Here is a 23,685-nt window from a genome sequence, read left to right as displayed (position 1 = left end):
CGCCCGTCACGGCCTGCCCGGCCGGTCCGCCTCAGGACCGGCCGGGCAGCGCCATTTCGAACCACACCAGCTTGCCGGTGGACAGCCGGGTCGCGCCCCACTTGCGGGCCAGCCGCTGCACCAGGTACAGCCCGCGCCCGCCCTCGTCCGCCGGGCCCGCCTGCCGCAGCCGCGGCAGCTGCGGGACGTCGTCGCCCACCTCGCAGCGCAGCACATCCGTGCGCAGCAGCCGGACGCTGACCGGCCGCTCGGCGTACCGTACGGCGTTGGTGACCACCTCGGAGACCAGCAGCTCGACCGCGTCCTCCAGCTCGGTCAGGTCCCAGCCGGCCAGCGAGTCGCGCACCAGGCGGCGCGCGTGTCGAACCGATTCGGGGCGCGGCTCCAGCTCCAGGGACGCCTCGTTGCCCGGCGCGATGCCCTCGAAGCGGGCGGCGAGCAGCGCGATGTCGTCGTCACGGTCGCCCGGGCCGACGATGTCGAGGATCGCCTCGCACAGCGGCTCCAGCGGGGTGGCGTGGTCGGGCCTGGTCAGCGCGGCGGTCTCGGTCAGCTTCTCGCGCAGGTCCTCCACGCCCGTCCACACGTCCCGGGTCCTGGACTCCACCAGGCCGTCGGTGTACAGCACGAGGGTGGAGCCGGGCGGTGCGGGCAGCTCGACGGTCTGGAAGTCGACGCCGCCGACGCCGATGGGGGCGTTGGGCTCCAGATTGACCACCTCGGTGCTGCCGTCCCGGTGCAGCAGGACGGGCGGCGGGTGGCCCGCGTTCGCCGCGGTGATGCGGTGCGCGACCGGGTCGTACACCGCGTACAGGCAGGTCGCCATCCGGTCGTCGCCCAGCCGCTGGGCCTGCTCGTCCAGGTGGTGCAGCACCTCCTGCGGCGGCAGGTCCAGACCCGCGAGCGTCTGCACGGTGGTGCGCAGCTGGCCCATGATGGCGGCCGAGGTGGTGGAGTGGCCCATCACGTCGCCGACGACCAGCGCGACCCGGCTGCCGGGCAGCGGGATCGCGTCGTACCAGTCGCCGCCGACCCGGGCGGTCTTGCCCGCGGGCAGATAGCGGCTGGCCAGCCGCACGCCGGTGGGCTCGGGCAGGTCGTCCGGCAGCATGGTGCGCTGGAGCTCGTCGGCGACCGACGCCTCGCGGCCGTGCAGGATGGCCTTGTCCACGCCGAGCGCCGCGTGGGTGGACAGTTGCTGGGCGACCTGGAGGTCGTCCTTCTGGAAGGCGTCGTTGTCGGGGCGGCGCAGGAAGACGGCGGCGCCGATCACCCGGCGCTGGCCGCGCAGCGGGGCGAGGATCGCGTGCCGTTCCTGGGGCGGCGTCCCGGCGCCGGTCAGCTCCGACAGCGCCTGCTGGGACACCTGGGAGTCGGTGAAGACGGGGCGCACCCCGCGCAGTACCTCGGCGAGCGGTCCGTTGCCCCGCAGCTCGACGCGGGTCAGGGCGCCCGACAGCAGCGGCAGCACGGCGGCGGTCGCCGTACCCCCGCCGCCGTCGCCCGCCAGACCGCCGGAGACATCGGGGATGCGATCGGTGCGGCGCAGGATGAACACCCACGGGTTGGTGGGCTGTTCGTCGCCGACCGGGAGCGGGTTGAGCAGATAGACCAGGATGGCGTCCGCGAAGGTGGGGACGGTGGCCCGGCACAGCCCCAGGATGATCTCCTCCGCGTCGCTGCCCCGGGCGATGCGCCGGGTGGCGACTCCCACGAACCGCAGCCGGTCGATGGCCCCGGAGCCGCTGCCCACGGTCCCCGACCCGCCGCCGCCGAGCGTGCCGGGAGCCGTCTCCGGATCGGCCTGGACCGGGGGATGTTCGGCCGGATCGGGCTCGGAGCGCGCGTGCGGCAGGGCCGCGGAGCCGGCGTGGGAGGGTACGTCCGCCGTGCGAGCCGCGGGCTGGGGTGAGGTCGGGTCCGTCACGAGGGGATGTCCATCCATCCGGGCGAGGAACTGGCGTGCGAAGTGGGGATGTTGTGCGGTGGTGCGGTCGTGGGGGTCGATCCTACGTTTGACGCCCGGGGGTGCATCAAGAGGCTCTGGGATGCTGCGGGATCGCGTGCGTGCTGTGCGGCGGAGCGGCCGGTGCGGCGGCGCGGTCCCAGTCGCGGGGCAGGACCGGGTTCCGCCACCGGGGGTCGGGCCGCCAGGACGCCCAGTTCTCGCTGAACGGCCGGCCCCACGCCCCGATCACACGCGCCGCCGCCTGCCCGGCCACGCGGATCCGCTCCGCCTGCCCGGCGTCCAGGAGACCCGCCTGCTGCGCCTGGGCGAATTCGTCCTCGTCCCGCCACTCCCAGCTGCGATCGGGATAGACCGCGATATCGAGAAAATGATCCTCCGAATCGACCCCGCCCGACCAGCGGTGCAGGGGCTCCTCAAGATTGACGTACCAGTTCTTGAAGCGCCACCCCCGATCCCAGAAAAGCCACACCGACCAGGGATCACCGGGGCGGGCCAGCTTCAGCACCCCCGCGCCCGACCAGCGGTCGCGCACCGTGATGCGCGGCTTGGTGTACCGGGTGGGCAGCGGCTCGTCGTGGATCGGGGTGCCGTCGGCGAGCAGCGGGCGGACGCATTCGGTGCCCGGCGCCATCCACACCGCCAGCAGCTCCGGCGTATCACGGACGACGGTGACGGGGCGGCAGATATGAATACCCGGCGCCCCGTTCGCCCGGTAACGCCACAGAATGTGTTCCCCTGGTCGCCAAGCGTGCACTGGTTCTGTCATCGGCACATGATATTCCGGGCGACCGGGACAAGGCGCCACCCTCAAGGATGAGTCATGCTCAGCACATCGAGCGCTTCGTCCAGCTGCTCCCGGGTCAGTTCGCCGCGCTCCACGTACCCGCCGTCCAGGACCGCCTCCCGGATCGTCTTGCGCTCGGCCAGCGCCCGCTTGGCGATCCGGGCCGCCTCCTCGTACCCCAGGTAGCGGTTGAGGGGGGTGACCACCGACGGGGACGACTCGGCGTACTCCCGGGCCCGTTCGGCGTTGGCGGTGATACCGGTCACCGTGCGCTCGGCGAGCAGGGTGGCGGCGTTCGCCAGCAGCCGGATGGATTCCAGCAGATTCTTCGCCATCACCGGCAGCATGACATTCAGCTCGAAATTCCCGGCCGCGCCGGCCGCCGCCACCGCCGCGTCATTACCGGTCACCTGGACGCACACCATCAATACCGCCTCGGGCACCACCGGATTGACCTTGCCCGGCATGATCGAGGAGCCCGGCTGGAGATCGGGCAGATTGATCTCGGCCAGCCCGGCGCGCGGCCCGGAACCCATCCAGCGCAGATCGTTGCAGATCTTGGTGAGCGAGACCGCGATCGTCCGCAGCTGCCCCGAGGTCTCCACCAGCCCGTCGCGGGCGCCCTGCGCCTCGAAGTGATCGCGCGCCTCGGTCAGCGGCAGCCCGGTGGCGGCGGCCACCTCCGCGATGACCGCGGCCGAGAACCCGGCGGGCGTGTTGATCCCGGTCCCCACCGCCGTACCGCCCAGCGGCAGTTCGGCCAGCCGGGGCAGCGCGGTCCGCAACCGCTCCACGCCGTACCGGAGCTGCGCCGCGTAGCCACCGAACTCCTGCCCCAGGGTGACCGGGGTGGCGTCCATCAGATGCGTGCGCCCCGACTTCACCACCTCGGCGAATTCCACGCTCTTGGCCTCGAACGCGCCGGCCAGTGTCTCCAGCGCCGGGATCAGCTCACCCAGCACCGCGCCGGTGGCCGCGATGTGGATCGAGGACGGGAAGACGTCGTTGGAGGACTGGCTGGCGTTGACGTCGTCGTTGGGGTGGACGGGCCGGCCCAGCCGCTCACCGGCCAGCGTGGCCAGGACCTCGTTCATGTTCATGTTCGAGGAGGTGCCGGAGCCGGTCTGGAAGACGTCCACCGGGAAGTGCTCGTCCCACTCCCCCCGCGCGACCTCCCCGGCCGCGGCGGAGATCGCCGCCCCGGTGTCCTCGGCCAGCACCCCGAGCCGGACGTTCACGGTCGCCGCGGCGGCCTTGATCCGGGCCAGCGCCGCGATGTGCGCGCGCTCCAGACCGCGCCCGGAGAGCGGGAAGTTCTCCACCGCCCGCTGTGTCTGGGCCCGCCACTTCGCCGCCGCCGGGACCCGTACCTCACCCATCGAGTCGTGCTCGATGCGGAACTCACCACTCACGTCGCTCATCCCCCCAAGCTAACGCGGCGGCTCCCGGGCGGGTCGGCGCGCGCCGCGGCGGCGCGCGCCGGCCCGCCGGGCAGCGGTCAGCCGCGCGGGCCGCCCACCGGGATGCTGGTGATGAAGGGCTGGTCCGGGGCCGGGTCGGTGAAGAAGTCGTTGCCCTTGTCGTCGACCACGATGAACGCCGGGAAGTCCTCCACCTCGATCTTCCAGATGGCCTCCATGCCCAGCTCCGCGTACTCCAGCACCTCCACCGCCTTGATGCAGTCCTGGGCCAGCCGCGCCGCCGGGCCGCCGATCGAGCCGAGGTAGAAGCCGCCGTGCTCGGCGCACGCCTTGGTCACCTGGGCCGAGCGGTTGCCCTTGGCCAGCATGACGTGGCTGCCGCCCGCCGCCTGGAACTGGGCGACGTAGGAGTCCATCCGGCCGGCCGTCGTCGGGCCGAAGGAGCCGGAGGCGTACCCCTCGGGGGTCTTGGCCGGGCCCGCGTAGTACACGGCGTGGTCGCGCAGGTACTGCGGCATCTCCTCGCCCGCGTCCAGGCGTTCCTTGATCTTGGCGTGCGCGATGTCGCGGGCCACCACCAGCGGGCCGGTCAGCGACAGCCGGGTCTTCACCGGGTGCCGGGACAGCTCGGCGCGGATCTCGTCCATCGGACGGGTCAGATCGATGCGCACCACGTCGTCGTCGGTGAGCTGCTCGTCCGTGGTCTCCGGCAGGAAACGCGCCGGGTCGGTCTCCAGCTGCTCCAGGAACACGCCCTGCGCGGTGATCTTGGCCTTGGCCTGCCGGTCGGCGGAGCAGGACACCGCGATGGCCACCGGGCAGGAGGCGCCGTGCCGGGGCAGCCGCACCACGCGCACGTCGTGGCAGAAGTACTTGCCGCCGAACTGGGCGCCGATACCGATCTTCTGCGTCAGCTCGAAGACTTTCTCCTCCAGCTCCCGGTCGCGGAAGCCGTGGCCGTCCGGCGAGCCCTCGGCGGGCAGCTCGTCCAGGTAGTGGGCGGAGGCGTACTTGGCGGTCTTCAGCGCGTACTCGGCGGAGGTGCCGCCGACGACGATCGCCAGGTGGTACGGCGGGCAGGCCGCGGTGCCCAGCGAGCGGATCTTCTCCTCCAGGAACTTCATCATCGATGCCTCGTTCAGCACCGCCTTGGTCTCCTGGTAGAGGAAGGACTTGTTCGCCGAACCGCCGCCCTTGGCCATGAAGAGGAACTTGTAGGCGTCGCCGTCCTCCGCGTACAGCTCGATCTGCGCGGGGAGGTTGGTGCCGGTGTTCTTCTCCTCCCACATGGTCAGCGGCGCCATCTGGGAGTAGCGCAGGTTCAGCTTGGTGTAGGCGTCGAAGATCCCCTGGGACAGCGCGCGGGCGTCCTCGCCCTCGGTGAGCACCTGCTGGCCGCGTTTGCCCATGACGATCGCGGTGCCGGTGTCCTGGCACATGGGCAGGACGCCGGCGGCGGCGATGTTGGCGTTCTTCAGCAGGTCGAGGGCGACGAAGCGGTCGTTCGGGGACGCCTCGGGATCCTCCAGGATCTTCCGCAGCTGGGCCAGGTGCTCCGGGCGCAGATAGTGCGAGATGTCGTGCATCGCCTCGGCCGCGAGCCGGCGCAGCGCCTCGGGCTCGACGGTGAGGAAGGTACGGCCGCCGGCCTCGAAGGTGCTGACGCCCTCGGCGGTGACCAGCCGGTACGGGGTGTCGTCCTCGCCGACCGGGAGGAGATCGGTGTAGCGGAAGTCGGGGCTGGCAGACATCGTCATCTCCACAGGTCCGGGGCGGTACAGCCCATCCAGGGTACGGGGCCCCGGTGTCACTCCAGCGGGACGGGTCGGCCGGAGAGCGCCTTGCGGGCCCGGCGGGTGCGGCGCGCGCCGTAGGCCGTCTCCAGTTCCCGGGCGAGGGCGGCGGCCCGGGGGTGGCCGAGGCGGCCGAGCTGGACGCAGGCGCGTTCGGTGGGCCAGCCGTCCGGGCCGTAGTACTCGGCGAGCCGGGGTATGAGGCCGGCCCACAGCTCACCGGCCGCGGCGGTGTTGCCGGCCTGCTGGGCGTCCAGGGCCTCCCGGGTGCGGGCCCGCAGGAGGTCGGCGGGGCGGGGCGGGACGGACTCGACCGGCTCGGCCGCCGGATCGGGACCGGCCTCCGGTCCGGCCGCCGGCTCGGAGGCGGCGGTCTCCGGCGCGGGCCGGGCGTCCTGGACGGACGGTCCGGGGCGGGCGTCCTGGAGGGACGGTCCGGGCCGGGCGTCGCGGACGGCCGGTCCCGGGTCGCGGTGTCCGGTCGGCACGCGGTCGGCCGGTTCCGGGCCCGCCGGGGCCAGCCGCAGGGTGTGCCGGGAGGCGGGGGCGTCCGCCCGGGCCACCCGGGGGTCGGGCTTCGGGCGCGGCCCGGCCAGGTCGAACAGCCGGTCGCGTACGGCGGCGGCGCCGTCCGGGCGGGCGGCCGGGTCCTTGGCCAGCAGGGCCAGCACCAGCTCGTCCACCTCCGCCGCCAGTTCGGGGCGCAGTTCGCGCGGACGCTGCGGCGGTGGCTCGTTGACCTGCCGGTACATCACCTGCATCACGGTGCCGCCGGGCGGGAAGACGGTGCGGCCGGTGAGCATCGCGAAGAGCACGCAGCCCAGCGCGTACAGGTCGGTGGCGCTGCTGATGTCGCCGCCGGTGCACTGTTCGGGCGCCATGTAGTCGGGGGTCCCGATGGCGGTGCCGGTGGCGGTGAGGGAGGTGCGCTGCCGTTCGCCGATGCCCTCGGCGAGGTGCGCGATCCCGAAGTCGAGCAGCTTCACCCGGTCGTGGGTGATCATCACATTGGCCGGCTTGAGGTCGCGGTGCACGATGCCGACGCCCGGCGCGTGGGCGGCGGACAGCGCGTCGGCGATCTGGGCGCCCCAGGTCAGCGCCCGCTCCACCGGCAGTGGCCCGCCGGTGAGCGTACGGTCCAGGGATTCACCCGGCACCAGCTCCATCACCAGCATCACGGCCGAGCCGCCCTCGAACGTGCCGGTGAACAGGTCGTGCACCGTGACGATATGCGGGTGGGCGAGCTGCGCGACCGCCATCGCCTCGCGTTCCAGGCGGCGCACCAGGGAGCTGTCCGCGCCGTCGGTGGCCGTCTTGATGGCCACATCCCGCCGCAGCCGCTCGTCGTGCGCCTGCCACACCTGGCCCATGCCGCCCTCGCCGAGCTTGCGCACCAGCCGGTACCGGCCGTCCAGAAGATCCCCGACCGCCATGGCGCCCCGTTCCCGCCCTTCCGTACCGCTTGTCAGTGAGCGGGCTTAGCATTCCACAGGAATACGGCACAGGGGGGACGGGATGAGGGTCACCGGCGGCCGGCGGGCGTGGCTCGCCGGCGTACTGGGCGTGCTGCTCGCGTGCGGACTGCTCACCGCTCCGCCCGCGCGGGCGGCCGGGCAGCTGGACGAGGCGATCGAGGCGCTGTCCGGCGGTGAGACGGTCTGGGTCGCCGAGGATTACGCGGGCGTCTCCCCGGAGCTGGTCGGCCTGTTGCGCGCCCGGTACGCGCGGGCCGATACGACGGTGCGGATCGCGTTCGTGACCGAGGAGATCGGCGAGGACGCCGCCGCGTCCCAGCAACTGGCCGCCGCCGTCGGCGAGCCCGGCGTGTACATGGTCCACAGCGAGGTGCGCAGCGCGCTGTCCGACAGCCCGGACCGCAGCGAGCAGACCACGACGGTGGGCCTGTCGCTGGACGAATGGGCCCTGTTCGACGAGGAGATGGACCGGGTCGGGATCAACGAGGGCAACTTCCTGCTGACCCTGCCCGATCTGCTGGACCGGGACGTGACGCCCGGGGTGCGCGCGCTGGCCGAGGACGGCGGGTACTACGTGGACCCGGCGGTCACCGAGGCGTTCCCCGGCCTGGACGAGGAGTTGCTGGCCTCGGCCTTCGCGGAGCTGCCCGGGCTGCGGGTGGCCCTGGTGTCCGGGGTGAGCGGGCCGACCGACGCCACCATGGCGGCCCTGGCGGACGGCCTCGCGGACGACGGGGCCGCGCTGCTGCTCCAGTTCGAGGACGACGACTTCTCCGCCGTGATGGCCACCGGGCCCGGGGTCCCGTACGCGATCAGCGATCTGGTGAGCGTCGTCGGCGGCAGCGCCATCACGGAGATCCCGGTGCCGGAGATGCCCGGGCGGCTGGCGCTGCTGGCGTCGGCGCTGGCGGAGACCGATCTGCTGACGGCGGCGGGCGAACGGCTCGGCGGGCAGTCCCTGTTCGTGCATCCGGGCGTGCCCGGCTTCGACCGGGAGGCGGAGTACGAGCAGGCGCTGAGCGAGGCCGGCCAACCGGTGAAGGTGGCGTTCCTGCCGGAGAACGTCCTGGCATTGCAGCTGGGCGATGACCTGCCGTGGTCGGGGGACGACACGGAGCTGGCCGGGCTGCTCGCCGGGCACATCGACTGGGGGACGGCGCCGGAGGAGGACCAGCGGGTGGTGGTCTACCGGTTCTCCCCGTACCACGGCGGGCACATCAGCGGCATGTCGGTGGCCGGCGGCGCGGACTTCGTCCGGTCGGCGGGGTCGGCCCGGGCCGGCGGCGACGACTTCGCGGCCGGTTCGCTGGACGCGCTGCTCGACGCGGTGGGCGCGCCGGCACCGGAGGCGGGCGGCTCCGGGGGCGGCGCCGGGGAGGACCGGGCGGCCGGCGGCTCCGGCGGGGGCAGCGGCTGGGTGTCGCCGTGGATGCTGATCGCGCTGGTCGGTCTGCTGCCGATCGGGCTGCTGGTGCGGGAGACGTTCTTCGTGCTCTCCCCGCGCCGCCGCCGGATCAGGGCGGCGACGGCCCGGGCCCGCAAGCTGGCCCGGATGACGCCGCAGCAACTGGCGAAGGAACGGGAGCGGGCGGAGCTGCCCGCGCTGGCGGCGCGCCAGGACTTGGAGAAGCTGGACGAGGTGCTGGCCGGCCTGCCGATGCCGCGTACCAGCCCCCGCCGGGTACGGGCGCTCCAGCGCATCCGCAGCGAGCACGAACGGCTGCTCCAGGCCCACGCGGACGCGGTGACCTGGGAGGACGTCCGGTCCATCCGGGAGCGCGCCGGCCGGCTGACGCGGGCGCTGGAGCTGTGGCGCCGGACGGAGGCGCGGCCGGCGACGGACTGAGCACCGCCCGGCCCGCGCACGCTCAGCCCTCCAGCGGCTCGGGCCGCGGGCCACCACGCGGTGTGCGGTACCGGTGGTGGCCCGGGGGCGCGGGCCGGGGCGCGGGGTCCGGGGCGGTCACTCGGTGCGCAGGCCCTCCGGCCGCATCAGCCGCCACAGCAGCGGCATGCTGGCGAGGGTGACCACCGCGATGACCACCAGACCGGCCGCCGCCATCGGCAGGAAGCCGAACCAGTCGCTGACCTGCAGGCCGACCATCCGCATGAGGACGACGCCCAGCACGGTGCCCGCGAGGCTGGCCACCGCGAGGCCGAGCAGCACCGGGACGGCGGTCTGCCACAGCACGGAGACGCCGAGCGTGGAGCGCTTGGTGCCGAAGGCCACCAGGGCGGCCAGCAGCCGCTTGCGCTCGCGCAGTTGCTCCAGCTGGGAGACGATCATGCTGGCACCGATCAGGGCCAGGACGGCGATCGCGCCGACCAGCAGCCCGCGCTGGACGGTGGCGAACTCGTCCGAGACGCTCTCCGATTGCAGCTGCCACAGATAGGGGCGTTCGGGCAGCCCGAAGACGAGGGTGCGCAACTCCTCGACGGTCTCGGCCCGGTCCTCGGGGGCGAGACGGATCACCGCCTCGGTGTAGCCGTAGCCGATCATCGAACCGTCCAGCGCGGCGGGCGTCGCCAGGATGCCGTGCGCCCACCGACCGGTCACGCCGGAGACCGGTTCGACCCGCTCGGTGGCATCCGGGACGGTCCACAGCGCGGGCCCTCCCGGGTACGTGACACCCCCGGAGTCCACTCCCAGATCGACGGTGTCACCCGGGCCGGGCAGCGGGACGTAGTCGGCCGCGGCTTCCTGGTCCGGGTCCACGCTGATGAAGGCGTCGCCGTCGGCGCACGCGGTGAGGGCGGCCATCTGCCGCAGGGTGGCGCAGTCGGCGACCACCACGTCCATGGGGATCCGGTCATCGATGCCGTCCCGGTCCTCGGGACGGACCGCGGAGCCGGAATAGGTTCCGAAGACCTCCGCCACACCCTGGGTGCCGGCGAGTTCGCCGAAGAGCCGGGAGCCGTTCTCGTAATCCATGCCGTAGGTGCTGACCTGAACCTGGGCCTGTTCGGTGTCGCGCCCGGTCTCCACGGTCTGCTCGCCGCGCACCCCGCCGAACAGCATCTGAAGGGCGATGGCCCCGGCCACCGCGACCGTGATGCCGCTGACCGCGCGGGAGGCGGGGCCGCTGCCGAGTTGGAGCCGGCGCACGGCCAGCTGCCAGGAGACGGGGCCGCCCCGGAAAGCGGCGACGCACCGTTCGACCATCCACGGCAGGAACGCGGTGGCCCCGACGAGTACCAGCACGATGCCGGCCCCGGCCTGGATCTCCCGGGCACCGTCGCCGCCGGCGGAGTACGAGCCGGCCAACGGCAGGAGCAGCAGCAGTCCGAGGACGGCCGGGATCAGCCGCCACCCCAGCCGCCGGGGCCGGGGGACGGCGTCGCGGACGACGCCCAGCGGTTCGATGGCGACGCCGCGCAGCGCGAACAGGGTGACCAGCACCGCGGACAGCGGCACGGCGACCAGGATCAGCACGGTCAGCGGCGGGCTGGGCACGAAGTCGCCGGGGAAGGCGCTCAAACCGGCGATGCTGACCCGGGAGGCGAGGGAGCGCAGCACCAGGAAGAGCGCCACGCCGACCACCAGTCCGAGCACCGCGCCGGCCAGCGCCTCCCCGGCGGCGATCCGGTGGGTGCTGCGCCGGTCGGCGCCGACCAGGCGCAGCGCGGCCAGCCGCTGGTCGCGGCGTTCGCCGCCGAACCGTACGGCGGTGGCGATGAAGACGGCCACTGGCATGAGCAGCACCACGCAGATCACCAGGATGAGCAGGATCAGCATGGGGTGCAGCGGGGTGGACGGGTAGGTGGTGCCGAAGGCGTCGCTGCGGTTGTTGCTGGGGGTGCCGTCGGCGAAGGTGTCGGAGAGGCTGTCGGTCCCGGCGTAGAAGGCGAGTTCGGCGGGGCCGACGAGCCCGCTGTCGCCGATGGTGCCGGTGGCCTCCCATTCGGCGAGCCGCTCGCGCAGCGGCGCGTTGCCGGACGCGTCGAGCATCCGTTGCAGGGCCGGGGAGACCAGCATCTCGCCGGGTTCCGGGAAGGCGTCCAGGCCGGGCGGCGGGGTTGCGGTGGTGTCCTGGCCGGCGTCGGGCTGGAGGAGGACGCCGCGCACCTGCTCGCCGTGGTACGTGGTGGCCAGGACCTCGTACCGGAAGGTGTCGCTGCCGGGCGGCAGTTCCTCGTGCCAGACGGGGTCGCGGGCGTCCGAGCGCGCCTCGCGCGCGCTGAGGACGTGGGGCGCGGAGGCGGCGAGCAGCAGCAGGGCGACGCCGAGGCCGACGCCGATGGCGGTGAGGGTGGTGCGGGCCCAGCCGGGCCGGCCGCCGGCCACGGCGAACCGGACACCCATCAGCAGGTCCCGCGCCCACACGGAGACGGGGGTGGTCATACCGCCCCCGCCATGTCGCGGGCCTTGCCGTCGCGGACGACGACCTCGCGGTCGGAGAAGGCGGCGACCCGGGATTCGTGGGTGACCAGGACGACGGCCGCGCTGCTCTCCTTGGCGGCCTGGACGAGGAGTTCCATGACGCGCTCGCCGTTGAGGGAATCGAGGGCGCCGGTGGGTTCGTCGGCGAAGATCACCCGGGGGTTGCCGACGAGGGCGCGGGCGACGGCCACGCGCTGGCCCTGGCCGCCGGAGATCTGGCCGGGGCGGTGGTGGCGGACGTCGTCGACCTCCAGCCGGGCCAGCCACTCGGTGGCGCGGGCCTCGGCGTCCTTGCGCTTGGTGCCGGTGAGCCGCAGCGGCAGGGCGACGTTCTCGACGCAGCTCAGTTCGGGGACGAGCCGGCCGAACTGGAAGACGAAGCCGAAGTCGCCGCGGCGCAGGGCGCTGCGTTCGGCGTCGGAGAGGCCGGCGAGGTCGCGCCCCTGGTAGCGGACGCGGCCGGCGTCGGGTGCCACCAGGCCGGCCAGGCAGTGCAGCAGCGTGGACTTGCCGGATCCGGAGGGGCCCATGACGGCGACGACTTCCCCGGCGTCGATGGTGAAGTCGGCGCCGGCCAGGGCGGGGGTGCTGGCGTAGGACTTGTGCAGTCCTTCCGCGGTGAGCAGGGCGGTCATGGGTGGATCTCCTTGGCGAGCCGGTCCAGGCGCGCGGCGGCGAGCTCCAGCCAGCGCAGGTCGGCTTCGAGGTGGAACAGGGCGTGGTCGCAGATGAGCTGGTCGGCGAGGTCGCCGCCGCTCTTGCGCCGGGTGAGCTGCCGCATCAGCCGCAGGTGCTCGGCTCGCTGGGTGTCCAGCAACTGGTTGGCGTCGCGCCCGGTGAGCAGGGCGAGGACGACCTTGGTGTAGAGGGTGGACTGGAGGTACGGCTCGGGCTTCTCCGGGGTGCGCAGCCAGCCGTCGACGTCGGTGACGCCGGCGTCGGTGATGGCGTAGCGCTTGCGTTCGGGGCCGCCGCCGGCCTCGATGCCGTCCACCTCGACGAGGCCGTTCTTCAGCAGCCGGGACATCGTGGAGTAGACCTGCCCGTAGTGCAGGGGGCGGTCCTGGCCGAAGTGGTCGTCGAAGGTGCGCTTGAGGTCGTAGCCGTGTCTGGGGCCGGCTTCGAGGAGGGCGAGCAGGGTGTGACCGATGGACATGCCGGCCACTATACACACCACGTATAAACCACGTGTATACGTGCGCTGCATAGCCGCTGACCTGCGGTGATGATCAATTTCCCCGATCATGGCGCAACTGCGCGCAGCCCGCCGCCCGTTGACCGCCCCGGCCCGGAAACGGCGTGCGCACCGGCGCTCCGCGCGGCAGACTCGCCCCGGGAGCCGACCCCGGCGCCCCCGCGTCCCGTCGCGAGGGCAACCGATTGGATCCCGTCGAAACCTGTAGTTTGTTCAACACGGAATGAAGCAACTCGGCCCACTACCGCTGCGTCTGTCCCACTGGCGCGTGGACACGGTCAGTCACGCCATAGGGAGCGGTCGGAGACAGCCAATGCAGCACACCACGGGGGACAACGGAGACGAGCGGCCCGCCCCGTCCCCGGCCGGCACCACCGAGCACGGCACCGCCCGCGCCACCGCCCTCGCCCGTACGGCCGCCCGCCGCACCCGCGACCTCGCCCTGGCCTACGCCCGCAAGCCCTACTGGGACCGGCCCAGCTCCGAATGGCTGATGCGCCGCTGGCCCGACCTCACCGCCTGCCTGGTCGCCACCTTCTTCTTCTGGCTCTCCCTCACCCCCTCGCTGGTGCCCCGCCCCTGGTACTACCAGGGCGCCATCGGCGGCATCACCGCCGCCATCGGCTACGGCCTGGGCTCCACCGCCTCCGCGCTCTACCGGCTGCTGCCCTGGCAGCCCCCGCCGCGCTACCGCGCCCGCGCCTGGCTCGGCTACGAACTGCTGCTCCCGTTCGCGGTCGCGATCATGCTCGGCCGCAGCGCCGACATGCAGCGCGAACTGCGCCGGCTCCAGGAGCTGCCGCCCACCCTCACCTGGCACTCCCTGATGATCGCGCTGATCTCGCTCGGCGTGCTGGTGCTGTTCGTGGCCGTCGCCCGCGCCATCCGGCTGCTCACCCGGCTGATCACCCGCTGGCTCAACCACATCGGGCTGCCCTGGCCCGCCGCCGTCGCCCTGGGACTCGCCGCCACCAGCGTCATCGTCGTCTACGGCACCCGCGACGTCGTCTGGGACCGGGGCGTCCTCACCATCGCCGACCGGCTGTCGGCCGCCAAGGACCGCAGCACCGACGACGGGGTCATGCGCCCCTACTCCCCCATGGTCTCCGGCAGCCCCGACTCCCTCGTCCCCTGGGAGGAGCTGGGCAACAAGGGCCGCACCTTCACCGGAACGGTCCTGTCCACCGAGGAGATCACCGAGTTCACCGGAAAGCCCGCGCTCGCCCCGATCCGGGTCTACGTGGGCCGCGCCGCCTACGACGAGTACCCGGACGGCGCCGACCTCGCGGTGCGCGAACTGGAGCGCACCGGCGCCTTCGACCGCGAGGTGCTCGCCATCGCCGGCACCACCGGCACCGGCTGGATCAACCCGACCACCGTGGAGGCCCTGGAGTTCATGCACGGCGGCGACACCGCCGTCGTCACCATGCAGTACTCCTACCTGCCCAGCTGGGCCTCCTTCGTGGTGGACCGCGAGGAGGCCGGCAACGCCACCCGCGAACTCGTCGACGCCGTGTGGGAGCACTGGTCGCGGCTGCCCGAGGACGACCGCCCCAAGCTGGTCGTCTTCGGCGAATCGCTCGCCGTCACCGCCATCGAGGACGCCTTCGACGGGCTGGACGACATGCTGGCCCGCACCGACGGCGCGCTGCTGGTCGGCCCGCCCGACTTCGCCCCCATCCACCGCGAGCTGACCGACAACCGCGACCCCGGCAGCCCGGTGTGGCGGCCGGTGTACGACGGCGGGCGGCACGTACGGTTCGCCCAGTTCCCCGAACGCGACCTGCTGCTGGAGCCGGGCCCCTGGGAGGAACCCCGGGTGATCTACCTCCAGAACGCCTCGGACCCGGTGGTGTGGTGGTCCCCCGACCTGCTCTTCCAGCGGCCGGAGTGGATGAACGAGCCGCTGGGCCCGGACGTCACCTCGCAGATCGACTGGTTCCCGTTCGTCACCTTCTGGCAGACCACGGTCGACATGGCCGTCTCGTACGGCTCACCGGCACCGCACGGACACCGGTACGGCTCCAACCCGGTGGACGGCTGGGCGTACATCGCCCCCTCCGAAGGGTGGAGCCAACCGCAGACGGACGCGCTGAGCGTCCTGCTGGAGGAGCGCCACCCGCCCCAGCACGGCTGGGCCGGGTAGCGCCCCCGCGCCACCGCGTCTCAGGGGCGTTCGGAGCCCGGAGCGTCTATCGGCGGCTGCGGCTTCACCGGAGCCAGCGGCGCTATCGTCGCCCCGCCCGGGCCCTGCCGCCCGTCCCGCAGGTCCGCCTCCGCCTGGTAGGCCCGCAGATAGCCGACCACCGTGTTGCTGACCGCGACCAGCGGCACCGCCACCACGGCGCCCGGGATACCGGCCAGCAGCGTGCCGGCCGTCACCGCGAGCACCACCGCCAGCGGATGCACCCGCACCAGCCGGCCCAGGATGAACGGCTGGAGGATGTGCCCCTCGATCTGCTGCACGAGCAGCACCACACCGAGCACGATCAGCGCGGTGACGGCGCCGTGCGTCACGAACGCCACCACCACCGCCAGCGCGCCCGAGGCGATGGCGCCCACCAGCGGCACGAACGCCGACAGGAAGACGATCACCGCAAGCGGCACCGCCATCGGCACCTTCAGCACGAACAGCCCGATCCCGATGCCGACCGCGTCGATCAGCGCCACCAGCACCGTGCCGCGCACATAGCCGGTCAGCGTGATCCAGGCCCGCGGCCCGGCGCCCGCCACCCCGTCCCGCGCCTGGGCGGGGACCAGCTTGAGGAACCAGTACCAGACCCCGCGGCCGTCGTAGAGCAGGAAGAGCGTCACGAAGAGGGTGAGACCGGCGCCGGTCAGGAACTGGGTGAGGTAGTTGATGCCCTCAAGACCCGCCGAGGTCAGCTCGTCGCTGTGATCGGTGATCCAGGTGTTGAGGTTGTCGACCGTCTCGTTGATGTTCTCCTCGGTCACCCCGAACGGCAGCTGGAGCACCCAGTCACGCAGCTGGTCGATACCGTCCTGGACCTGCTCCACCAGCCGGTCGGTGTTCTCTATCACCTGCCAGACCACGAACCAGCCGACGCCGCCCATCACCAGGAAGCCGCCGATGGAGGTGATCGCGGTGGCCGCGCCCCGGCCCAGGCCCCAGCGCTTGAGCCGGCCCACGAACGGCTGGAGCAACGCGGTGATCAGCAGCCCGGCGGCGAACGAGATCACCAGCAGGCTGACGGCCGACACCACCTGGATGAGCACCCACACCACGGCCGCCAGCACCAGCACCCGCCAGCCGGCCTCGGCCGCGACCCGAACCCCCCACGGGATCACCGTGTCGGGCGCCGGGCGCTCCGGCTGGCCGGCCGGCGGCGGCGCACCGGGCCCGTAGCCGCCGTCGCCACCGTCGCCGCCGGCCGCGCCGCCCGCCTCGGGCTCGCTCGGCCGCTCGGCCGCCGCCTCCGGTACATCCGGCGCCACGGTCCGGCGGACCCGGGCCTGCAGCCCCTCCTGGGCGCCCGGCACGCCGTCCTCCCCCACGGCGTCCCGGGCGACCCGCTCCTCGGCCTCCCGCTCGCGGCGCTGTATCTCGCGCTCCGCCGCGGCCCGGTAGGCCGACACGCGCGAGTTGATCCGCGCCATGCCGGCCTTGAACCGGCTCACTCCAGACATCCCGTTTCCCTCTTCCCCCAGCTTTCGCACCGCGGTCGCGACCCGACGTTACCCTGCGCCGGGCGCGGGACGGGGTTGCGTTCACAGAAGCGGACATCCCCGTACCGTGATCGGTACGGGGATGTCGCGAAAGGCCGGGGCCCGGGTGCTGACGGGTGGGTCAGTACCAGTGGTTGACCTGCCAGAACTCCCAGGCGCCGCAGGGGCTGCCGTAGCGCTCGTTCATGTAGTTGACGCCCCAGCGGATCTGGGTGGCGGGGTTGGTCTGCCAGTCCGCGCCGGCCGAGGCCATCTTCGAACCCGGCAGGGCCTGCATCAGGCCGTAGGCGCCGGAGGAGGGGTTGGTGGCGGTGTGGTTCCAGCCGCTCTCGCGCTCCACGATCGTGGAGAAGCACTGGAACTGGTCGGCCGCCACGATGTCCCGGGCGATCGCCTGGATCTCCGCCTTGGTGTACGAGGACTGGACCGGCGCCGAGGCCCGCTGGGCGGCCCGGCTGGCGGCTTCCGACGCCTCGCGCTGGCGCTGCTCCTCGGCCTCGCGCTCCGCCTGCTCCCTGGCCTCCTGCTCCGCACGCTCACGGCGCTCCTGGGCGTCGGAGGCGGCCTGTACCCGCGCGGCCTCCTCGGCCGCCTTGCGGGTCTGGACGTCGGCGACGTCCGCCTGCGACTCCGCCTGCTGGACCAGCGACGCGGTGTGCAGCTGGGCATTCGGGGCAGCGGGTATGTCCGCCAGCAGCGTCGCGTCGGCGGCGGCGAACTCGATGTCGCTGACGCCGCCCTGCTCGTCTCCCGAGGCAACACCGACGGCAGCACCGACGGTGGTGACCGCGGTAGCAGACGCCACGGCGAATCCCCGGACCGAAATCCGGCTCACACGGTTTCCTTCCAACCATCGCCCGTCCGGGTGACCCCCACGGGCGCAATCGTGCCCCTTGGCGCGGGCCTTCACCGCTGAACGGACCAGCGGGTCGCTGAAGGCGCGGGCCCGGCGGCCCCTCCGTACCGGCAGGGGGCCGCGTGGTGCTTCGGGCGGCATACGGCGGACGGCTGTTCAGTTGTCAAACGCTGTGCTGTGCCGCGCCGATGGCGGTGCGGCGGTGCCGTATGCGGGGCCTGACAGACGCACACACTGCCGGAAACGTGGAGCGGGAAGCAATTCAGCTCGATGTGGGAAAGGTCACAGGAGCAGTCATCCGAACGGGGCTTGCGCTTCACCCGCCCGCCGCTATGGGAGTGCGGCGGGCGGGTGACGCGATCAGCGCCGACGGGCGGTCAAACCCGTCCCTCCTCCAGCATTTCGGTCACCAGGGCCGCGATCGGGGAGCGCTCGGAGCGCGTCAGGGTCACATGCGCGAACAGCGGGTGCCCCTTCAGCTTCTCCACCACCGCCACCACGCCGTCGTACCGGCCGACCCGCAGGTTGTCGCGCTGCGCCACGTCGTGGGTGAGCACCACCCGGGAGTCCTGGCCGATCCGGGAGAGCACCGTCAGCAGCACATTGCGTTCCAGCGACTGCGCCTCGTCCACGATGACGAACGCGTCGTGCAGCGACCGGCCCCGGATGTGGGTGAGCGGCAGCACCTCCAGCATCCCGCGCGCCACCACCTCCTCGATGACCTCACGGGTCGTCACCGCGGAGAGGGTGTCGAAGACGGCCTGCGCCCACGGGTTCATCTTCTCGGCCTCGGTGCCGGGCAGGTACCCGAGATCCTGGCCGCCGACCGCGTACAGCGGGCGGAACACCATCACCTTGCGGTGCTGGCGGCGCTCCAGCACCGCCTCCAGACCCGCGCACAGCGCCAGCGCCGACTTGCCGGTGCCGGCCCGGCCGCCCATCGAGACGATGCCGACCTCCGGGTCGAGCAGCAGATCGAGGGCGACGCGCTGCTCCGCGCTGCGGCCGTGGATGCCGAACGCCTCCCGGTCGCCGCGCACCAGCTTCACCCGGCCCTCCGGCGCCACCCGGCCCAGCGCGCGCCCGCGCTCGGAGGAGATCACCAGACCGGTGTGCACCGGCAGCTCGGCCGCCTGTGGATCGAACACACTCTCGGACGTGAACAGTTCGTCCACCGTCTCGCCCGGCAGCGTGATGTCCATCATCCCGGTCCAGCCGGAGTCGGTGATCGCCAGCTCCGCCCGGTACTCCTCGGCGGCCAGACCGACCGAGGACGCCTTGATGCGCAGCGGCAGGTCCTTGGAGACCACCGTCACATCGTGCCCCTCCGCCTGGAGGTTGCGGGCGACGGCCAGGATGCGGGTGTCGTTGTCCAGCAGTTGTCCGCGGCCGGTCAGCATGGCCGGCGGCAGAATGGCCGGATCCGAGTGGTTCAGCTCCACCCGCAGTGTGCCGCCCAGATCGCCGATGGGCAGCGGGGTGTCGAGACGGCCGTACCGCACCCGGTACTCATCCAGCCTGCGCAGCACCTGCCGGGCGAAATACCCCAGCTCCGGGTGGTGGCGCTTGGCCTCCAGTTCGGTGATGACGACCACCGGGAGCACCACTTCGTGCTCGTCGAAGCGGGTCATCGCCGATGGGTCGGCCAGGAGGACACTGGTGTCGAGGACGTACATGCGCCGATCGCTCAGGCGCTTCTTGCTGGTCACCACGTGTGGACGAACCCCCTCGGGAGAGGTGTGGATGACGCGGCGCCGCTGGTACGTGCGACGCCCGGCGTCTGCTGGCCGGCGTGGGCCCGCCGCCTCCATGGGACCCATGGCACGCACGGGCCGGGTACCGGCCCTGGTCCATGTCCGTGGTACGCAAACGGGCCTCCCGGCGGACGGGGCTGACGCCCGATCCGCGATGAATATGCCCGCTGCCTTCGCATCTCATGCGAACAACCCCTCGGACGGCACCATCCCATGCCCGCTCGGCGGACATGGGATGGTGACCGAAGGAACGAGAGGGTAAAACCGGATGAATCACGTGCTTTCCGGGCTCCGGTGACCCGATCGGCCGGGCACCCGAGCGCCCGGCCGCCCCTCAGACGCCGTAGCGGCGGTGCCGGGCGGCGTAGTCGCGCAGCGCCCGCAGGAAGTCGACCTTGCGGAAGGCCGGCCAGTACGCCTCGCAGAAGTAGTACTCGGAATGGGCCGACTGCCAGAGCATGAAACCGGAGAGACGCTGCTCACCACTGGTGCGGATCACCAGGTCCGGGTCCGGCTGGCCGCGGGTGTACAGATGCTCGGAGATGTCCTCGACGCCCAGGGACTCGGCGACCTCGTCGAGCGTCTGGCCCTCCGCGGCCCGCTTGGCCAGCAGCGAGCGCACCGCGTCGGTGATCTCCTGCCGCCCGCCGTAGCCGACGGCGACATTGACCAGTATCCCCTCACGCTTTCCGGCCACCTCCTCCGCGTCCTGGAGGACGGTCCGGGTGCGCTCGGGCAGCACGTCCAGCGCACCCACGTGGTGGACCCGCCAGCGGCCGTCCGCCGCCAGATCACGCACCGCGCCCTCGACGACCGTCAGCAGCGGATCGAGCTGCTCGGCGGGCCGGGCCAGGTTGTCGGTGGAGAGCATCCACAGGGTGACCACCTCGACGTCGGTCTCGGCGCACCAGCCCAGCAGCTCCTGGATCTTGGCCGCGCCCGCCTCGTGCCCGTCCTTGGTGGTGCCCCCGGCGGCCTTCGCCCAGCGGCGGTTGCCGTCCAGGATCACCCCGATGTGCTTGGGCACGCCGTCGGTGCCGAGCCGGCCGAGCTTGCCCTTCTCGCGGCGTGCGTACAACCGCACGAACAGACGGCGGACCTTGTTCCGCCCCCTGTCGAAGATCCCCTGACCAGTCACGCCGCATCCCCTCGCACACACCCAGAGCCGCCGGAACTCAGCACTGTAGGGCAGGGCGGCGCCGGAACAGAAAGCGGGCCGGTCCGTGGGGGGGATACGGACCGGCCCGAGGGGGGGTATTCCACCGTAACGCATAGAAGTGGGTGCTGTGCGCCAGTAGCCGGATTCAGGAGGCGGCGAGTCCTCCGAGGAGCAGGGCGACCAGGGCGCCCAGGGCCATGAAGGGGCCGAACGGCACGGCCGTCCTGCGGGTCGCGCGGCGGGCCAGCACCAGGGTCAGGCCGTACCCGGCTGCCAGCAGGAAGCCCGTGAAGGTGCCGAAGAAGACCACGTCCCAGCCGTACCAGCCCAGCGCGGTGCCCAGCGGGACGGCCAGCTTGACGTCGCCGAAGCCCATGCCGCGCGGATTGACGAGGAAGAGCACGAAGTAGACGGCGCCCAGCACGAGCCCGCCGAGCAGGGCCCGCGGCCAGCTGCCGGCCGCGGCGGGCGCCAGGGCCGCCAGGCCGAGCGCGACCGGCAGGGCGGCGGCCAGCGGCAGGGTCAGCGGGTCGGGGAGCCGCTGCACGGCGAGGTCCACCGAGGCGAGCAGTACGACGGGCGGGACGGCGAGCAGCCAGACGGCGAGTTCGGGGCGGGGGCCGGTGGCGGCGGCCAGCGCCGCGCAGCCGGCGGCCGTCCACAGGGTGAGGGCGAGGGCGTGCGCCGGCGTGCCGTAGCGGCGGGTCGCGGGCGGGCAGGCGGCGCAGCGCGCGGTGCCGAGCCAGCCGCCCTGCCACGGCGGCGGCAGCGGATGACCGGCCGGGCAGGCGGAGCGCCAGGGCTCCTCCGGTTCCACGGTCAGCCGGTAGCGGGGCCGGGTGAGGAGCGGTCCGATCAGGGCTCCGTACCCGGCGGCGGCGAGGATCAGCAGCGCATGCACCCGGCCGAGCGTACGGGCTGGGCGGGGGGCGCGGACATACTGCGGGCCGGTCCGCCCGAGTGGGGGGGAGGGCAGACCGGCCCGCTTGTATGGGGGGACCGGAGCGGGGGGGGTGGCTCACGGTCCGCCCCGCCAGACGTCGCCGGGGTGGGAGTGACGACGCTGGCAGTTTCGGTGTCAGCGTGACTGACTGAAGGGAACCCTACCGTACGTGACAGGAGAGTGTGACCCCCTTCGCACAAGCCCTTCCCTCACACTACCGACGGTGATCCGGTGGCCCCGGTTCGCGGTCGGGGACCGCAGGTGAGGGGCGTACGGAGCGCCCCGGCGGTGCGCGCAGGGCGGCCGGGACGCGCGGGGGGAAACGCGTTCGAAGGGGCACCCGCGCCGCCGGGAACGGCGGACCGGGCCGGTACGGCGGCGGGCCGCGCGCGGGCCCCCGCTACCATGCGCCGGTACGCCCGTACGCCGTCACCGCCAGGGGGGACTCCATGGCCGCGCACGACGAACACCCACCACCCAGGCCGCAGTTCGGCCCGCTCGGGCCGACCGACCCGCGAGAGGTCGCCGGTTACGCGCTGCGGGCCCGCATCGGGACGGGCGGCATGGGGGCCGTTTACCTCTCCTACACCCGGGGCGGGCAGCCCATCGCGCTGAAGGTGGTACGCGGCGAGTTCGCCGAGGACCCCGACTTCCGCCGCCGCTTCACCGCCGAGGTACGCGCCGCGCGGCGCGTCCAGGGGCCGTACACCGTGCCCGTACTGGACAGCAACACCGAGGGCGCCGCCCCGTGGCTGGCCACCGCGTACATCCCCGGCTTCCCGCTCGCCGAAGCGGTACGCCGGCACGGGCCGCTGCCGCTGGACACCGTACTGCTGCTGGTGGCCGGGGTCGCCGAGGCGCTGGCCTCGATCCACGGGGCGGGCGTGGTGCACCGGGACCTGAAGCCGGGCAATGTGCTGCTGTCCGCCGAGGGCCCGAAGGTGATCGACTTCGGCATCGCGCAGGCGGCCGACACGACGGCGCTGACCGGGACCGACGTCCGGGTGGGCACCCCCGCGTACATGGCACCGGAACAGATCGTCGGCAACCCGCCGGCCGGACCCGCCACCGACCTGTTCGCGCTCGGCATCGTCGCCCACTTCGCGGCCACCGGCGGCCACCCCTTCGGGGAAGGCGGGGCGCACGGACTGATGTACCGCATCGTCCAGGAGGACCCGGACCTGAGCGCCGCCCCCGAGGTCCTGCGCCCGCTGATCGCCGCCTGCCTGGCCAAACGCCCGGCGGACCGGCCAGGACCGGCGCAGGTGGTGGAGATGTGCCGCGCCCTGTCCCCCGGCCAGACCCTCCAGCGCCGGGACGGCTGGCTGCCACCGGCACTGGCCGCCCAGGTCTCGCAGCGCGACACCGTCCGCCCGCCCGACGCCCCCGCCCCCACCCTGCCGCCGCCCCCGCCGGAGACGGCCCCGGCGGTGACCACAGCGGCCCCGGCCACGACCACGGCGGTACCGGCGGCGGGCCGGCCGCGCCCCACGCTGGCGATCGCGGTGGCCACCACCGCCGTCCTGGCGGCGACGGTGGGCGGCGTGACGGCGGCGATGCTGCTGCCGGACACCGGCACCCCCGCCGCCCCGGACGCCGCCGGCTCGCCGCAGGACGACCCGCACCCGGACCCGGCGGACGCGGACGACGGCGGCGGCGGGGCGGCGGACCCGGACGGGGAGCGGAGCGACGCCGGTGAGCCGGGCGGGAGCGAGGAGGCGGAGCCGGACCCGGCGCAGGACCCGGACGCGGCGTACCGGCTGACGGCGTCGGAGGTGGCCCTCACGATCAAGGCGCCCCTGTTCCTGGAGGACATCAAGGCCCATCTCGGCACCTGCTACGGAGCCAATGTCACCCGGGTCGATCTGGAGGAGATGACGGTCGACACCACGTCACCGGTCGGCACCCTGGGGGACGTCCCCGAAAGCTCCCACATCACCTACCAGTTCTGCGACCAGCCCACCGCGCTGAACGAGGGCATGGCCTTCCACAGCGACGCGTTCGTCGGAATCGCCGACAGCCCCGGTCTGTCGGCACAGGAGTGCTACGACGCGGCCCACCGGTCGGACGTCCCGAACCCCATCGCCGTCGAGGACATCCGCGCCGACACCATTCTGCACGCGGACACCGGTCTGTGCGTCGAGACCGGGGAAGGCACGATCGTTCTGCTGTGGATCGACCGGGCCGAGCCCGCTCCGCAGAACCAGGATCTGCGGAGCTACCTCGTCACCGCCACCCAGTGGAAGCCCAGCGACTGACCACGCGCGG

General features: G+C 73.0%; 16 protein-coding genes. 3 read left to right on the top strand and 13 right to left on the bottom strand.

The genetic code is table 11. The features are described 5' to 3' along the window. Positions 1 to 31: 31 nt before the first annotated feature. From BM385_RS15385 to BM385_RS15365, 5 genes are all read right to left on the bottom strand, one after another. Positions 32 to 1,945, bottom strand: a complete 1,914-nt coding sequence (locus BM385_RS15385; RefSeq protein ID WP_175543002.1) for an ATP-binding SpoIIE family protein phosphatase — start codon at positions 1,943 to 1,945, stop codon at positions 32 to 34. Between the two features lie 88 nt (positions 1,946 to 2,033). After that, positions 2,034 to 2,735, bottom strand: coding sequence for a cytidylyl-2-hydroxypropylphosphonate hydrolase (gene fomD, locus BM385_RS15380; RefSeq protein WP_051131180.1), 702 nt, complete (start codon positions 2,733 to 2,735; stop codon positions 2,034 to 2,036). A gap of 41 nt (positions 2,736 to 2,776) precedes the next feature. Then, complete coding sequence (locus tag BM385_RS15375; RefSeq protein ID WP_019434829.1) at positions 2,777 to 4,174, bottom strand: class II fumarate hydratase; 1,398 nt, start codon at positions 4,172 to 4,174, stop codon at positions 2,777 to 2,779. Between the two features lie 77 nt (positions 4,175 to 4,251). Further along, complete coding sequence (locus BM385_RS15370) at positions 4,252 to 5,931, bottom strand: fumarate hydratase (protein ID WP_019434828.1); 1,680 nt, start codon at positions 5,929 to 5,931, stop codon at positions 4,252 to 4,254. 50 nt (positions 5,932 to 5,981) lie between these two features. After that, complete coding sequence (locus tag BM385_RS15365; protein WP_093843387.1) at positions 5,982 to 7,400, bottom strand: serine/threonine-protein kinase; 1,419 nt, start codon at positions 7,398 to 7,400, stop codon at positions 5,982 to 5,984. 82 nt (positions 7,401 to 7,482) lie between these two features. On the opposite strand from BM385_RS15365, the gene BM385_RS15360 reads away from it, so the two are divergent. Further along, positions 7,483 to 9,288 carry a hypothetical protein gene (locus BM385_RS15360; protein ID WP_019434826.1) on the top strand — a complete coding sequence of 602 codons (1,806 nt, stop codon included), beginning with the start codon at positions 7,483 to 7,485 and terminating at the stop codon, positions 9,286 to 9,288. Between the two features lie 117 nt (positions 9,289 to 9,405). Here BM385_RS15360 and BM385_RS15355 read toward each other — a convergent pair whose 3' ends face one another. Genes BM385_RS15355 through BM385_RS15345 form a run of 3 tightly spaced genes read right to left on the bottom strand, consistent with a single transcriptional unit; the run spans position 9,406 to position 12,979 of the window. Next, the gene (locus tag BM385_RS15355; protein WP_093843386.1) at positions 9,406 to 11,784 is read right to left on the bottom strand and encodes an FtsX-like permease family protein; all 2,379 of its coding nucleotides are present in this window, start codon (positions 11,782 to 11,784) and stop codon (positions 9,406 to 9,408) included. After that, positions 11,781 to 12,458: an ABC transporter ATP-binding protein gene (locus BM385_RS15350; RefSeq protein WP_019434824.1), complete on the bottom strand. Its 678-nt coding sequence runs from the start codon at positions 12,456 to 12,458 to the stop codon at positions 11,781 to 11,783. The genes BM385_RS15355 and BM385_RS15350 overlap by 4 nt, the downstream gene beginning before the upstream one ends. Next, positions 12,455 to 12,979, bottom strand: coding sequence for a PadR family transcriptional regulator (locus BM385_RS15345; RefSeq protein ID WP_019434823.1), 525 nt, complete (start codon positions 12,977 to 12,979; stop codon positions 12,455 to 12,457). The genes BM385_RS15350 and BM385_RS15345 overlap by 4 nt, the downstream gene beginning before the upstream one ends. A 352-nt stretch (positions 12,980 to 13,331) precedes the next feature. Here BM385_RS15345 and BM385_RS15340 point away from each other — a divergent pair, with 352 nt between their 5' ends. Beyond that, a complete protein-coding gene (locus BM385_RS15340; RefSeq protein WP_093843385.1) occupies positions 13,332 to 15,164 on the top strand; it encodes an alpha/beta hydrolase in 1,833 nt (610 codons plus the stop codon). Positions 15,165 to 15,184: 20 nt separating this feature from the next. Here BM385_RS15340 and BM385_RS15335 read toward each other — a convergent pair whose 3' ends face one another. The 5 genes from BM385_RS15335 to BM385_RS15315 all read right to left on the bottom strand — a co-directional run bounded on the left by BM385_RS15335 (position 15,185) and on the right by BM385_RS15315 (position 21,375). Further along, a complete protein-coding gene (locus tag BM385_RS15335; RefSeq protein ID WP_254791599.1) occupies positions 15,185 to 16,666 on the bottom strand; it encodes an AI-2E family transporter in 1,482 nt (493 codons plus the stop codon). Between the two features lie 160 nt (positions 16,667 to 16,826). Then, complete coding sequence (locus BM385_RS15330) at positions 16,827 to 17,540, bottom strand: aggregation-promoting factor C-terminal-like domain-containing protein (RefSeq protein ID WP_019434820.1); 714 nt, start codon at positions 17,538 to 17,540, stop codon at positions 16,827 to 16,829. A 398-nt stretch (positions 17,541 to 17,938) separates the two neighbouring features. Then, complete coding sequence (phoH2, locus tag BM385_RS15325) at positions 17,939 to 19,273, bottom strand: RNA 5'-3' helicase PhoH2 (protein ID WP_026047602.1); 1,335 nt, start codon at positions 19,271 to 19,273, stop codon at positions 17,939 to 17,941. A 376-nt stretch (positions 19,274 to 19,649) separates the two neighbouring features. Further along, positions 19,650 to 20,438, bottom strand: a complete 789-nt coding sequence (locus BM385_RS15320) for an isoprenyl transferase (protein ID WP_037756290.1) — start codon at positions 20,436 to 20,438, stop codon at positions 19,650 to 19,652. 181 nt (positions 20,439 to 20,619) lie between these two features. Then, positions 20,620 to 21,375 carry a prepilin peptidase gene (locus tag BM385_RS15315; RefSeq protein WP_093843383.1) on the bottom strand — a complete coding sequence of 252 codons (756 nt, stop codon included), beginning with the start codon at positions 21,373 to 21,375 and terminating at the stop codon, positions 20,620 to 20,622. A 491-nt stretch (positions 21,376 to 21,866) separates the two neighbouring features. On the opposite strand from BM385_RS15315, the gene BM385_RS15310 reads away from it, so the two are divergent. Next, the gene (locus BM385_RS15310) at positions 21,867 to 23,675 is read left to right on the top strand and encodes a serine/threonine-protein kinase (protein ID WP_093843382.1); all 1,809 of its coding nucleotides are present in this window, start codon (positions 21,867 to 21,869) and stop codon (positions 23,673 to 23,675) included. Positions 23,676 to 23,685 lie beyond the last annotated feature (10 nt).

It is taken from the genome of Streptomyces harbinensis, from assembly GCF_900116145.1.
Classification (GTDB): Bacteria; Actinomycetota; Actinomycetes; order Streptomycetales; family Streptomycetaceae; genus Streptomyces; species Streptomyces carpaticus.
The sequence above is the reverse complement of the archived record's forward strand: the minus strand, read 5'-3'. Positions and strand labels throughout refer to the sequence as shown.